The 12,889-nt window shown below is 49.6% G+C and carries 15 protein-coding genes; 1 reads left to right on the top strand and 14 read right to left on the bottom strand.

All coding sequences use genetic code 11. The features are described from left to right. Nucleotides 1-24: 24 nt before the first annotated feature. The 7 genes from KOG47_RS01390 to glyA form a co-directional block, all read right to left on the bottom strand. Entirely contained in the window at nt 25-1,236 is a 1,212-nt protein-coding gene (locus KOG47_RS01390) for a hypothetical protein (RefSeq protein ID WP_215243628.1), read from the bottom strand. 204 nt (nt 1,237-1,440) lie between these two features. After that, nucleotides 1,441-2,139, bottom strand: coding sequence for a hypothetical protein (locus KOG47_RS01385; RefSeq protein ID WP_196431272.1), 699 nt, complete (start codon nt 2,137-2,139; stop codon nt 1,441-1,443). A gap of 108 nt (nt 2,140-2,247) precedes the next feature. Continuing rightward, a complete protein-coding gene (locus KOG47_RS01380; protein WP_196431273.1) occupies nt 2,248-3,483 on the bottom strand; it encodes a sensor histidine kinase in 1,236 nt (411 codons plus the stop codon). A 3-nt stretch (nt 3,484-3,486) separates the two neighbouring features. Continuing rightward, nucleotides 3,487-4,164 (bottom strand): response regulator transcription factor, encoded by a 678-nt coding sequence (locus KOG47_RS01375; RefSeq protein ID WP_012727368.1) that lies wholly within the window; start codon nt 4,162-4,164, stop codon nt 3,487-3,489. Nucleotides 4,165-4,229: 65 nt separating this feature from the next. Then, nucleotides 4,230-4,478: a hypothetical protein gene (locus KOG47_RS01370; protein ID WP_031422247.1), complete on the bottom strand. Its 249-nt coding sequence runs from the start codon at nt 4,476-4,478 to the stop codon at nt 4,230-4,232. A gap of 100 nt (nt 4,479-4,578) precedes the next feature. Beyond that, the gene (locus KOG47_RS01365) at nt 4,579-5,526 is read right to left on the bottom strand and encodes a hypothetical protein (RefSeq protein ID WP_215243627.1); all 948 of its coding nucleotides are present in this window, start codon (nt 5,524-5,526) and stop codon (nt 4,579-4,581) included. Nucleotides 5,527-5,530: 4 nt separating this feature from the next. Then, a complete protein-coding gene (glyA, locus tag KOG47_RS01360) occupies nt 5,531-6,784 on the bottom strand; it encodes a serine hydroxymethyltransferase (protein WP_012727371.1) in 1,254 nt (417 codons plus the stop codon). Nucleotides 6,785-6,915: 131 nt separating this feature from the next. Between glyA and KOG47_RS01355 the strand changes: the two genes are divergently transcribed. Further along, the gene (locus tag KOG47_RS01355) at nt 6,916-7,701 is read left to right on the top strand and encodes an alpha/beta hydrolase (RefSeq protein ID WP_215243626.1); all 786 of its coding nucleotides are present in this window, start codon (nt 6,916-6,918) and stop codon (nt 7,699-7,701) included. Nucleotides 7,702-7,754: 53 nt separating this feature from the next. On the opposite strand, the gene KOG47_RS01350 is transcribed toward KOG47_RS01355, so the two are convergent. From KOG47_RS01350 to KOG47_RS01320, 7 genes are all read right to left on the bottom strand, one after another. Further along, nucleotides 7,755-8,297 (bottom strand): TIGR01440 family protein, encoded by a 543-nt coding sequence (locus tag KOG47_RS01350; protein WP_047794818.1) that lies wholly within the window; start codon nt 8,295-8,297, stop codon nt 7,755-7,757. Beyond that, complete coding sequence (gene rpiB / locus KOG47_RS01345; protein WP_074035705.1) at nt 8,294-8,734, bottom strand: ribose 5-phosphate isomerase B; 441 nt, start codon at nt 8,732-8,734, stop codon at nt 8,294-8,296. Before rpiB ends, KOG47_RS01350 begins: the two co-directional genes overlap by 4 nt. Before the next feature lie 4 nt (nt 8,735-8,738). After that, nucleotides 8,739-9,239, bottom strand: a complete 501-nt coding sequence (locus tag KOG47_RS01340; RefSeq protein ID WP_012727381.1) for a low molecular weight protein arginine phosphatase — start codon at nt 9,237-9,239, stop codon at nt 8,739-8,741. A 21-nt stretch (nt 9,240-9,260) separates the two neighbouring features. Further along, entirely contained in the window at nt 9,261-10,271 is a 1,011-nt protein-coding gene (locus KOG47_RS01335; RefSeq protein ID WP_159562979.1) for an L-threonylcarbamoyladenylate synthase, read from the bottom strand. Then, nucleotides 10,252-11,109 (bottom strand): peptide chain release factor N(5)-glutamine methyltransferase, encoded by an 858-nt coding sequence (gene prmC / locus KOG47_RS01330; protein WP_074037873.1) that lies wholly within the window; start codon nt 11,107-11,109, stop codon nt 10,252-10,254. Before prmC ends, KOG47_RS01335 begins: the two co-directional genes overlap by 20 nt. Further along, entirely contained in the window at nt 11,109-12,179 is a 1,071-nt protein-coding gene (gene prfA / locus KOG47_RS01325) for a peptide chain release factor 1 (RefSeq protein WP_074035701.1), read from the bottom strand. Before prfA ends, prmC begins: the two co-directional genes overlap by 1 nt. An 82-nt stretch (nt 12,180-12,261) precedes the next feature. Beyond that, nucleotides 12,262-12,873 carry a thymidine kinase gene (locus tag KOG47_RS01320; RefSeq protein ID WP_074035700.1) on the bottom strand — a complete coding sequence of 204 codons (612 nt, stop codon included), beginning with the start codon at nt 12,871-12,873 and terminating at the stop codon, nt 12,262-12,264. Nucleotides 12,874-12,889 lie beyond the last annotated feature (16 nt).

Raw genomic sequence — 12,889 nt, 5'->3', positions numbered from 1 at the left:
ATTTTATCAAAGGTCAGACGCCACTTATGGTTGAATGACCTGGAAATAATCATTGCCCGGAAGTTCATACGATTGAGATGTGTGTTGATCGACTAAATAGAGTTCTGTTTCCGTTTTCCATACGTCAAAGGATTGCTCAGTCAATTCTTCATACAGATGCAAGTCTCCGATTTTGATAGCTGTAGACGGTTTTTCATGCGGCTGAATATGAGACAAGGTGTCAAACAACTCTTGCGTTTTCGGTCCGTCTAGCCAGATTGTATCTTGATCCGATTCAAAAACTGCCAGGCGCGTTTCCCTTTCGGCGGGGCGCGTGGACATCTTGTTTGTCACTGGACGACGGACATGCCCCCAAATTTCAAGGACCGTTCCATATGTTTTCGATAACGATAACGACGTCTCTTCAGCCACATCCCCTTCAATCGGTCGATCAGATAAGATGATGCGTTTCATGAGTTCGCGATGATTTCCCTTTAGCGAGAGCTCTTCTTTCGGATCGACTTTCATATAAGGAGCCTCATATATATTCGGTAGGATGAGTTGTTTGAGCGAGGACGCCTCTCCGATTTGTAGGGTGAGACGATCATCGGCACGCCTCGTCAAGAAAACATACCCTTCATTCTCTCCGCTTTGAAACGGGAATAGTTTTGGTTCAATGATCGGGTCAAGTGTACGCCCATTTCGAATCGTCTCGAACGTCACATAGATCGCTCCCGTATCCGGTGTCGTATAACGGAAAGCCGAGTCGGGCATTACTTCTTCATGCGTCTCGTTCAATGTGAACGTACTTGTAATCGATTCAAGGTCATCGATGCGCTCAAACTCAATTGTCGAGACCACTTTCGACTCTTGAAAGCGCTCTTGTTCGAGCGCTTCAAACGCTTGAATCGGCTCCACGGCAAACGTTCGCTCCATCAACTCATTGCTGTTCGCGCAGGTCACGTAACGTTCATCACCCGCCGCAAAATATTTCACCGTTTTGGACCCGAGTACTTCATAGAGCGGATGATGAAATGTCACTTCTGCCACCTTGGCTCGTCGCTCTGGTAAGACATCTGTCGGACGACGCTCACAGTATGTAAGTAGCTTCTCTTGTGTTTGTTTCATTAACGGTATCTCAGGATCTTGCTCGACTCGATAGGAAGACAAAGGACGTAATTCAATCGCGTTCAACGTCTCGGCACCACATCCACTCAACAAGATACAACTGAGCAAGATTCCCCAATACGTACGCATTGATGTTCCTCCTCATTCCCAATTAGGTGGAAACCACCTAAATTTTTCTTGTACATCATAACATAGAACCTATTTTTGTGATGATTTCAGAATTATTACGTTTCTGATGATTTGACGAAAGCGGTCCAACTCATTTTATGCTTCAACGTCTAGCAACAAAAAAAGAACTAATCCATTAAGAGATTAGTCCTTTTTATCACTTCATTAGTCATCTTCTCGCTCATCCTCGGATGAGTCATCTTGAGATGAGTCGTCCTGCGAAGAATCATCTTGTTCATTCTGGTCGTCCTCTGATTCACGATCGACTTCAATGACCGCCCCATCTTGATTTAGCTCAAGTTTGACAGGATCGCCGACACGCGGAGTGTCATCATCGATTTCAGAACGTGCGGCAAGTGGATATACGTTGTCTTTCCCATCGATCTTAATCGTGACTTCTTGATTTGTGAGTTTGACGAGCGTGCCGTAAATATACGCATCATCATCACCACTCTCACGGTCCACTTCCTTCACTTCATCATCTCGGTTCAATTCGAGTTTTACCCGGTCACCCACTTGCGGTGTATCGTCATCGATTTCATGTGTCGCCGCTAAAGGGTATGTCGACTCTTTTCCATTGAAGCTGATAGTGACATCTTCTTTCGATAACTTCACGAGCGTCCCGTATAGTTCATAGTCGTCTCCATCCCCCACTCGCGCTGCTGACGAATCATCTGATGCGCTACTTGAGCCATCCGATGTAGCAGGGTCATCTGGGTTGTCCGTTGATCGATCGTCACTCGCTTGATTGATTGCTTGTGGAACAATGACCGTATCCGTCTGATTCCCGTTTACGTAAAATCCAATTCCAACAATTGCCATGACAGCTAATAATGCGCCGATAATCCAACCGATGCGTTTCATGTTTGTTTCCTCCTCATGATGTGTTCTTCTTATTTTCATCATAAGCCTCTTCCGTGAGAGCATATTTAAGGCTTCATTAGAAGTTGATGAGAAAATGCGAAATATTCATCATCGAGTCAGAAAAAATATACTGCCATCCGGATGATTCGATCTACTCCCGATCGTCCACTCATTCAAGTCCGCCACTTCTTTCGCAATCGCGAGACCAAGACCGCTCCCACTGCGATCGCGCGCTTCATCTAATCGGTAGAATCGATCGAACAGCCGATTCCTCACATCATCCGAAAGAATCGGTCCTCGATCGCGTACCTCAATTCGATCACTTTTCAAATGAAGGCTCGTCTCTTCCGCATACTTCAAACTATTGTCTAATAGGATGACAAGAATCCGCTGTAACGACTCACGATGACCAAACCAGCTTCCTGTAGCTTCAATAGGTAAATGGACGCCGTGCGACCGCAAAAAACGTTCTCCTATTGATTCCCCAAGTTCAGCTAAATCGATTTCTTCTCGCTCTACCTGTTCGAGTGCAGCAAATCGATTCAATTCGAGCATAGGTTCAATCAAATCATTTCGCATTTGACGCGACTCCGTTAAAATATGGTCAATCGCTTCGGCACGTACACTCTCATCTTCTTGTCCCCATCGTTGTAATAACTTCGCATAGCCCTCGATGACGGTCAACGGTGTCTTGAGTTCATGTGAAACATCGGCGACGAAACGACGTTGTTGCTCCATCGTCCCTTCGACTCGCTCAATCATATGATTAAATCCGTCCGAAAGAGTCGTCACTTCATCTTTTCGGTCAGCCACTTCGATTGTCTCTAACTTACCGGACTCCGTGATCCGTTCCATCGTTTCTGTCAATCGGCGTAACGGTGACAGACCTTGACGTAAAATCCACCACGTCCCGAGGAACGTCAAGAGAACAGCAAAGAAGAACATGACGAGAAAAATGGTTGCGAGCGCTTGAATCGTATTGCTCACATCTCGATCCTGAAAGCCGAACGCTAGTCCATCCGTCGTCGCGACCACAAACCAATCATCGATGAGGGCCGGTTCCCCGTAATTGATGGGAAACGTCGTTCCGTCTGGCACTTCTCCCCCGATGATTCCCCATTCGCCGTTTTCTTGACGTTCTAACACGACACTGTCCTCATGAAGCGACAATACCGCATCGCTATTCCGGACATCTTCTTCCAAGAGATTCAACGCCTGCAGTAACACGTCAAAACGCGAATCGACAATTTCCTGCCTGGCGACGAACCAGGTCACGCCAAAGGAGACGAGAAGAAGCAACAACATGAACCCTGTCATCGCCCACGCAATCTTTGTTCGTAGCATCGGTCACTCACCACGCTTCAACATATAGCCGACACCGCGAACCGTTTGAATCCAAGAGCCGGTCAGTTTTTTCCTTACGTATCGGACATACACGTCCACGACATTCGTATCCCCATAGTAGTCGAATCCCCACACGTGTTCGACGAGTTGGTCACGCGTCAAAACACGCTCCGGATTCTCTAAAAAGAAAACCAACAAGTCAAACTCACGTCGAGTCAAATCTACTTTCTTTCCGTCACAATATACTTCATGACGATTCACGTCGACAGTCAATGTTTCGTACGTCAACACCTGTTCGGAATGGTCCTGACGAACAAGCTGGCGCATTCGTAAAAATGCCCGAATTCGTGCGAGCACCTCTTCTATTTCAAATGGTTTCGTGATGTAATCATCTGCGCCAAGATCAAGACCACTCACTTTGTCGTATCGATCGCCACGGGCCGTCACCATCAGAACCGGTAACAAAGGTCGCTCTTCTTTCAGACGACGGACCACCTCGAGTCCACTCATTTGAGGTAACATCACGTCCAGCAACACGAGGTCGACATCATCAGCGAGAGCTCGTTCCAAACCGGTACGACCATCTGTCGCCACCATGACCGCATACCCCGCATGCTTCAATTCCAACTCCAGTAATCGCGCAATCTTCGAATCATCTTCTACGACGAGAATCGTCTGCATCCTGCTCACTCCTTTGAAAAAACGCCGAGCAGTTCGCTCGACGTATTGTTATTCATTTCCCGAATTCAATCCGCAAAAAACAGACGAACGCCTTCTGGAACGGCTTGCTCGATTCGTCTTTCTAAATCATCTTCCCATTCATCCCACTTCGTATCGACTTGTTCCATCTGCTGTTCGACTTCCAGCGCCGCTAGCGATAGTTGCGACAGGCTGGATTGTCCAGGTGAAGTGAAGAACAAAAATCCGGCAAGCCCGATTCCCATAAGTCCGATCGCCAATAAAGTTGTTCCAATGGTTTTCATTACACGTTTCATACACGCATCCCTCCTACCTCAAATCATACGACAGGAAAACGAGAAATCGTGGTGTACTTCATTAGAATTTCATGAGAAAAGGCGCTACTCATGTAGCACCTTATTCTTCGAGCACGGACTTCGCAATCGGTGCCCAATACGTCCCTTCCATCTCAGAAACGGTCGTCAACGTTTCACGGTACGCCGGGTCATTCGCTTTTTTCTCGGCAATCCCTTTCATCCAAAGGACATCTGCCTTGTAACCGGATTCTGGATACGACTCGAGATAAGCCGCATAGTCCGCAATGTCCGCTTGTCCCAATTTATTGTCGACAAGAAGTCGATAAAACCCAACTGCTTGTTCTTGTCCGACCTTCGCTTTCCCGTCTAATAGGCGGTCGGCTTTTTCGTACTGTTTGTCTTGAACAAGTGCTTCTACCTCAGCCAGCGGTACAACATCCGTTGATGTGTCCGGTGCCTCTTCGGTTGATTCCTTTGGCTTCTGTTCGTCCGAATCTTGAAGTTTCTCATTCTCTTCTTCGAGTCGGGCGACTTCTGCCTCGAGCTCTTCAAGGCGTTCTGCGAGTGCTTCTTCTTCCGTTACGGTCTCGACAACGACTTCGTCCGGCTCGTCCGGCGTGACGCCGGGCGGTTCGGCATCCGGCCAAAATATGAGCGCTCCAGCCGCAAGACCAACGACGAGCGGAAGACCAAGCCATTTCTTATCGAGCTTGAACGCCTGTCGCCACTCGGCTAAATCAGAATGTTGGATGACAGCCGACGAGAACGAACGAAAGCGGCGCTTGGCCGCTTTTTTTCCGTTCGCCTTTACTTCTAGCGCAAGACCTAGTCGATGGAAAGCAGCAGGCACTTTCATCCCGAGGAGCGGCACGATTCGTTCACTCGCTTCTTCATAATAGCCATGGTCGAGGAGCGTCGTGATGACACCGAACTCACTGGCGACAAGACGGAAAGACGGATCGTATTCCCCTTTACGAGCCAACCATTCTGTCATATCGAACAATGGAAGTTCGGATAGCTCTCGTTCTGCTAGTGTCCGAATATCCATTGACTCAGCCTCGTTCAGGGTAAAGCGGGAACTTCGCCGTTAACAATCGCACGTCTTGAAGTGCTTCCGCGATTACCGCCTCGTCTTCATGTTGTTTGAGCACACGTCCGATGAGACGTGCCACTTCTTTCATATCCGTTTCTTTGAAACCACGAGTCGTCATCGCAGCCGTTCCGAGACGGATTCCGCTTGTGACAAACGGTGATGCCGGGTCGAATGGGATCGTGTTTTTATTGACTGTGATTCCCGCTGCATCGAGTGCATGCTCAGCTGCTTTACCTGTGATGTCGATTCCTCGAAGGTCGACTAGCAAGAGGTGATTGTCCGTTCCGCCCGATACGATTCGGAGCCCCTCTTCTTCAAGGCCTGCCGCAAGTGCTTGTGCATTCGCAATGACTTGACGTTGGTAATCTTTGAATTCCGGTTGGAGTGCCTCACCGAACGCGACCGCTTTTGCCGCGATGACGTGCATGAGCGGTCCTCCTTGAATCCCTGGGAAAATCGACTTGTCGATCGCTTTGGCGAACTCTTCTTTACAAAGAATCATCCCTCCACGTGGTCCACGGAGCGTCTTGTGCGTCGTCGTCGTGACGAAATGCGCATGTTCGACCGGGTTCGGATGCAGACCTGCTGCCACGAGTCCAGCAATGTGCGCCATATCGACCATAAGGTAAGCATCGACACTGTCCGCGATCTCACGGAACTTCGCGAAGTCGATTGTACGTGGGTATGCCGATGCTCCCGCAACAATCAATTTCGGCTTATGTTCCTTCGCAAGTGCAGCGACGACGTCGTAATCGATGTGTTCTGTCTCTTTGTCTACACCATATTCGACGAAGTTATATTGCACACCTGAGAAGTTGACCGGGCTACCGTGCGTCAAGTGACCACCATGAGACAAGTTCATTCCGAGAACCGTATCTCCTGCTTCAAGCACCGTGAAGTAGACCGCCATGTTCGCTTGTGCACCCGAGTGTGGTTGTACGTTTGCATGTTCTGCACCGAACAATTCTTTCGCACGGTCACGCGCCAAGTTCTCAGCGACGTCGACAAACTCACAGCCACCGTAATAACGGCGTCCCGGATATCCTTCGGCATATTTGTTCGTCAATACGCCTCCTTGCGCTTCCATGACCGCTTCTGAAACAAAGTTTTCTGAAGCGATGAGTTCGATGTTGTCGCGCTGACGACCGAGCTCGTGTTGCATTGCCTCAAATAATTCCGCATCCTGCACTTTCAACTTCGTCGTGTTTACCATGTGAAGACCCCCTCTAAATGTCTAAAAATCAACACCCCCATCGTACCACACGCTTGTTTTTTTGGGTATCGCAATAATCTGATGAAAAGTTGGGTATCATTAATAAGAATGTAACTGTGAGGAGGCCACTTATGATTGAGACAAAAGAACTGACGATCACACCGTTCGAACGGACACGAACGGTCCGGATCTACACACCTGCCGACTATGAGACGTCCGAAAAACGATATCCGGTCCTCTACATGCACGACGGACAAAACTGTTTTGCTGACGAGGATGCGAGCTACAACATGAGCTGGCGCGTCGGTGAATATTTAGACGCCTCGAAGCGTGACTTGATTGTCGTCGCCCTCGATAGTGCACCAGGCGAACAACGACTCGATGAGTATGGACCGTGGGAAAACCCTTATATCGGTGAAAGTTTGCTCGGAAGTGACATCGTGCTCGGCGGGCAGGGTTCGGCGTATATCGAATACATCTCGCAGGAATTGAAACCTCAAATCGATGCTGACTATCGGACGATTCCGGAAGAAACAGCGATGATGGGAAGTTCGATGGGTGGGCTCATCTCGATATATGCAGCCTGTGTATATCCAGACGTCTTCAAGCGTGTCGCTTCCCTGTCCTCTGCATTTTGGTTCAACCAAACCGAGCTGGAACAATTGATTGAAGCGAGCGATTTGAAGGGCGTCGAGCGTCTTTACTTGGACGTCGGCGCAAAAGAAGTCGAGGAACCGATCGAAAATGGACCGACGAACGAGATGTATCGTGAGTCGAGCGAACGCGTGTACAACTTGTTAAAAGACAAGGTCGAACACATCCGATTCGAAGTGATTGAAGAAGGAGTTCACAACGAGCTCGCCTGGCGTGAGCGTTTCCCGATGGTCATCTCCTATCTTTTTGGAGAAGATTTATAATTTGAACAAAAAAGCATCGCATTCGGTCGAAAAACCTAAATGCGATGCTTTCTTCATTTATTTGGATACTGAGCCCGTGGCCCACCAATCAGTTTCGGTCTCGTGACTGCGAACGTGACGTACGCCTCTCCGAGATGCTTCGATGATAACCGAACCGGTATCGCGACCGGTTTCAAATGCATCCCAATCAATGTCGAGCCGATATCAATCCCGGCATCTGCTTGAATCGATTCGACGACACATGGCTCCTCGAAGTTCGCATACGCCTTCTCCGACATCGCCCCACCCGCGGAACGGACCGGGACGACCGTCACTTCAGTGAGGCCGAACTGTTTGAGTGTCCGGCGCTCAACGGTGAGGGCACGGTTGATGTGCTCACACCCTTGAAACGCCAAATGGACACCTGTCTTTTCTCTAAATTCAAGGAATGCTTCCATCAATTCGCTTGCGACATCAATGGAACCTGCCTTCCCAATCGTTTTTCCGAGCACTTCACTCGTCGAGCATCCGATGACGAGAATGCGCTCATCATTTAACGGGAACCGTTCGTGAAGCTCCGTCAAAAATCCGAGAAGTTCCGTCTTCATTTGACTCACTTCGATTCGTAAGCGCTCATCTTGTCGACACGGTTTGAATGGCGACCGCCTTCAAAGTTCGTATCGAGCCACGTCGTCACCAAGTCGAGTGCAAGACCAGGTCCGATGACACGCTCGCCCATCGTCATGATGTTCGAATCGTTATGCTGACGTGTCGCTTTTGCACTGAATGAATCATGGACGAGTGCCGCACGAATCCCTTTGACTTTGTTCGCCGCAATCCCGATTCCGATTCCCGTACCGCAAATCAAAATCCCACGATCGAATTCACCTGCCGCTACCGCTTCTGCGACCGGGATGGCCACATCCGGGTAGTCAATCGAGTCCGCTGAGTGCGTCCCGAAATCTTTATACTCATGTCCGAGTTCCTCAAGCAAGGCTACGATTTCTTTCTTCAAGTTGAAGCCGCCATGATCAGCGCCAATTGCAATTTTCATTCGTTCATTCCCCCGTCTTCTTTGGTAGGCGTCTCGGTGGTTTCGTCACCTTTGACCCATCATTCGTTAATTTTAACACAAGTCGATTCACGAGTGGTTCGAGCTCGTTTCGCACCTGGCGATACACATTCATCGAACCGCCGAACGGATCGTTGATGTCCCGTTCGAGTCCCGTCACGAATTCATAGAGCGTGTACGTCCGCTCAGACAAATCCGGGTATGTATCCCGAATTTGTTCACGGTGTGCGCGTGTCATCGTCAAGATGATATCCGCCCAATTCCCTAACACTTCATCGAACGTCTGGGTGACATGATCGAGCTCAATCCCACGTTCTCTGAGAACTTGCAGTGCGTTTTCTGAAGCATCGAATCCTTGCATCGTCCGTAGACCAGCTGAGCGAATATCAAACTCATCCCCGGTCATCTTCGAACGGAGCAAGGCCATCGCCATCGGGCTTCGGCACGTGTTGCCACTACATATGAATAATACGCGTTTCATTGACATCGCGTGTCCTCCTCTATGTCTTTAGGCATCTTTCGTCGGGTGCACAATCTTTCCGCCCGCTGCTTTGTATAAACGGTTATAGACGGCAAGTGCGACTCCGACCGGTTCAATCGTGTTCACATAAATCTCATCCACGTCTGTTTCATCAAATCGACGAAGCGCGTCGTATAAACGTTGCGCCGCCACTTCCATCGAGGTCCCAAGTGAATACGTGACCTCAGCCGGTGTCGGGTTCTCGTCGAAGACGAGTGCACCGATTCGCAACCCCGCTTGCTTCCGCTCCTCGATGACACGTTCTAAATCTTTGCGTGTGCCATCGACTAAAAAAACAGGTGCCGTTGGGGCATAGTGCGTGTACTTCATTCCCGGCGATCGTGGTGTGGCTTCATCGTTACTCAAATTGGCATCTAAGGCGACCGGTCCAATGACAGCTTCCATTTCTTCTCGCGTCACACCACCTGGTCGTAAAATCGTTACCGTGTCCCCCGTACAATCCACAACGGTTGACTCGACTCCGATTCCGGTAGGACCCCCATCCACGATTCCTGCGATTCGTCCGTTCAAATCATCCGCGACATGTTGAGCAGTTGTCGGCGAAGGTCGTCCGGAACGATTCGCACTCGGAGCCGCAAGCCCTAACCCTGACTTACGAATTAACTCGAGTGCTGCCGGATGATTCGGCATCCGGAGTCCGATGGAATCGAGGCCTGCGGTCACGAGCGAAGAGGCTCGTCCGTTTGAAGGCAAGATGATCGTCAAAGCGCCTGGCCAAAACGCATCCATTAAGCGTTTGGCAACAGGAGGAATCGAATCGACAAACAAACTCGTTTGGTCGATTGAAGCGATATGGACGATGAGCGGGTTATCCGACGGACGACCTTTTGCCTCAAAAATCTTTCGAATTGCCACATCGTTCATGGCATCTCCAGCGAGACCATAGACGGTTTCTGTCGGCATGGCGATGATTTCACCCGCTTGAAGAAGACGTACCCCCTCTTCAATCTCATTCGAATTAATCCATTTCGTTTCCATACGCAATCCCTTCCCTTACGGCATAGACGATACGGTCCTTGCCGTTTATATCTTTTAAAATACCCGTTTCTGCTTCAGGATAACGTTCAGACAGTAATGATTTCACATCTTGTCCTTGGTTATACCCGATTTCAAACGCAATCAAATGCCAATCGGCACGTAAGACGCGCACCGATTCCAATATTAATTGCCGATACATGTCGAGCCCATCCTTCCCTCCGAAGAGCGCAAGGTGCGGTTCGTAGCCGACGACCGTCTCATCTAACAGCTCATCGGCCTCGATGTAAGGCGGATTTGAGACTAGAACGCGAATCGAGTGGTCCGCAATCGGTGCGAGCCCGTCTCCTTCATAAAACCGTACAGTTGCGCCAAGTGTGGCTGCATTTCGTTTAGCGACTTCAATCGCCTCACGCGAAATATCGACCGTCTGTACACGTACGCCGAGCTCGAGGCTCAAGGTAATCGCAATGGCCCCGCTTCCTGTCCCGACATCGACAATCTCATCATCCTTGATGTGACGAAGTTGCCCAAGTACCCAGTCGATCAACTCTTCCGTTTCTGGTCTCGGAATCAACACATCCCGGTTCACTTCAAACGAGCGCCCGTAAAACGGAGCATGTCCAATCACGTGTTGTACCGGTTCTCCGATCAATAAACGCTCGATTCCCGTCTCGAACCGTGTCGCTTCATCTGAAGACAATTCATCCGACAAACGAACGAGGAGACCGGTGCGATCGACTTGCAACACATGCATGAGCCACCATTCGGCAGCCGCACGGTCGCGCCCAGCTTCAACTAGTCGTTCTTCCGTCTGCTTAAGTAGCGCGGCAATCCGCATCATTCCGCTTCCTCCATGAGACGTGCCTGTTCGTCCATGATGAGTGCGTCGATAATGTCTTCGAGTTCACCTGCTAGGACACGGTCCAACTTCTGAAGGGTCAATCCAATCCGATGATCTGTGACACGACTTTGTGGGAAGTTGTATGTGCGGATCCGCTCGGAACGGTCACCTGTTCCGACAGCCGATTTTCGTTGCGCAGACAACTCTTCCATATGTTCGCTTTGCATTTTGTCATACAGGCGTGCTCGAAGGACCTTCATCGCCTTATCCTTGTTTTTATGCTGCGACTTCTCATCTTGACATGATACGACGAGCCCTGAAGGAATGTGTGTCAAACGGACAGCTGATTGCGTCGTGTTGACCGATTGTCCCCCTGGACCAGATGAAGTGAACGTATCAACTCGTACATCTTTCATATCGATATGCACTTCGACATCCTCTGCTTCCGGAAGAACGGCAACCGTTGCTGTGGACGTATGAATTCGTCCGCCCGATTCAGTCGACGGGACTCGCTGCACACGATGGGCTCCGTTCTCAAACTTGAGCTTTGAATAGGCACCTGCCCCGTTGATCATGAACGTGACTTCTTTAAATCCACCGAGTTCGGTATAGTTCGCGTCAATGAGTTCCACTTTCCAATTTTGACGTTCAGCGAATCGCGTATACATCTTATATAAATCTCCTGCAAAGAGTGCCGCTTCGTCTCCGCCTGCTGCTCCTCGGACTTCGACGATAACGTTCTTGTCATCGTTCGGGTCTTTTGGAAGCAATAAAATCCGCAGTTTCGCTTCTAGCTCTTTGACTTCTGGCTCGAGGAGGTTCATCTCTTCTTTTGCCAATTCACGCATGTCGGCGTCGAGCGTCCGGTCTTCAAGCATCGTCTTCGCTTCCTTGAAAGCTGTACTTGTTTCTTTATACTGACGATACATCTGTACCGTCTCTTCTAGTTGTGCCTGCTCTTTCGAATATTGTCTCAACTTCGTCGAGTCACTGAGCACCTCAGGATCGGCGAGCATTTCATTCAATTGCATGTAACGATCTTCTAATACACTTAAACGGTCAAACATGATGATCCGTCCTTTCTCCGTCAAATCAAACTCTATCTATTATAGCAAAAAAACGGACCGCCGAGGGCGGTCCGTCGATTCATCAGTCTACCACCGTATGGCGGACCGGATGTGGTTTGTTCGGTACATCATGACAATGTCGGCATCGTGGTTCGTAAGACTCGGAAGCCCCGACCAAGATGACCGGGTCCTCATACCGAGCAGGTTGCCCATCGATCAGACGTTGTGTCCGCGAAGCAGGCGCGCCGCATGACAAACAGATGGCCTGTAGTTTCGTCACGAACTCCGCGCGTGACAACAGTTCAGGCATCATCGTGAACGGTTCGCCTCGAAAGTCCATATCGAGCCCAGCGCAGATGACGCGTTTGTCTTCGTTCGCAAGTTGTTCGATGACGTCTACAATTCCTTCATCAAAGAATTGCACCTCGTCAATCGCGATAACCTGTGTTTCTTCACGAACGGCATCATACAAGTCTTGGCTTGATGCGATTGGCACGGCCACGACCGAGTTCCCTGTGTGTGAGACGACGTTCTCTTCATGATACCGGTCGTCGATTGCTGGTTTGAACACTTGGACCGGAATCTTTCCATAATGAGCACGGCGGACTCGGCGAATCAATTCCTCCGACTTCCCCGAAAACATACTCCCACAAATCACTTCAATCCAACCATATCGGTTCGTCACATGCATCATTGTTCTTCGCCCTCTC

The organism is Exiguobacterium sp. s121, from assembly GCF_018617245.1.
Classification (GTDB): Bacteria; Bacillota; Bacilli; order Exiguobacteriales; family Exiguobacteriaceae; genus Exiguobacterium; species Exiguobacterium profundum.
Note: the sequence above shows the minus strand (reverse complement) of the source record. Positions and strands in the feature narration are given on the sequence as shown.

Excerpts from the sequence above, each read along its gene's own strand:
- KOG47_RS01390 (WP_215243628.1), bottom strand. The coding sequence starts at position 1,236 with ATGCGTACGTATTGGGGAATCTTGCTCAGTTGTATCTTGTTGAGTGGA.
- KOG47_RS01385 (WP_196431272.1), bottom strand. The coding sequence starts at position 2,139 with ATGAAACGCATCGGTTGGATTATCGGCGCATTATTAGCTGTCATGGCA.
- KOG47_RS01380 (WP_196431273.1), bottom strand. The coding sequence starts at position 3,483 with ATGCTACGAACAAAGATTGCGTGGGCGATGACAGGGTTCATGTTGTTG.
- KOG47_RS01375 (WP_012727368.1), bottom strand. The coding sequence starts at position 4,164 with ATGCAGACGATTCTCGTCGTAGAAGATGATTCGAAGATTGCGCGATTA.
- KOG47_RS01370 (WP_031422247.1), bottom strand. The coding sequence starts at position 4,478 with ATGAAACGTGTAATGAAAACCATTGGAACAACTTTATTGGCGATCGGA.
- KOG47_RS01365 (WP_215243627.1), bottom strand. The coding sequence starts at position 5,526 with ATGGATATTCGGACACTAGCAGAACGAGAGCTATCCGAACTTCCATTG.
- glyA (WP_012727371.1), bottom strand. The coding sequence starts at position 6,784 with ATGGTAAACACGACGAAGTTGAAAGTGCAGGATGCGGAATTATTTGAG.
- KOG47_RS01355 (WP_215243626.1), top strand. The coding sequence starts at position 6,916 with ATGATTGAGACAAAAGAACTGACGATCACACCGTTCGAACGGACACGA.
- rpiB (WP_074035705.1), bottom strand. The coding sequence starts at position 8,734 with ATGAAAATTGCAATTGGCGCTGATCATGGCGGCTTCAACTTGAAGAAA.
- KOG47_RS01340 (WP_012727381.1), bottom strand. The coding sequence starts at position 9,239 with ATGTCAATGAAACGCGTATTATTCATATGTAGTGGCAACACGTGCCGA.
- KOG47_RS01335 (WP_159562979.1), bottom strand. The coding sequence starts at position 10,271 with ATGGAAACGAAATGGATTAATTCGAATGAGATTGAAGAGGGGGTACGT.
- prmC (WP_074037873.1), bottom strand. The coding sequence starts at position 11,109 with ATGCGGATTGCCGCGCTACTTAAGCAGACGGAAGAACGACTAGTTGAA.
- prfA (WP_074035701.1), bottom strand. The coding sequence starts at position 12,179 with ATGTTTGACCGTTTAAGTGTATTAGAAGATCGTTACATGCAATTGAAT.
- KOG47_RS01320 (WP_074035700.1), bottom strand. The coding sequence starts at position 12,873 with ATGATGCATGTGACGAACCGATATGGTTGGATTGAAGTGATTTGTGGG.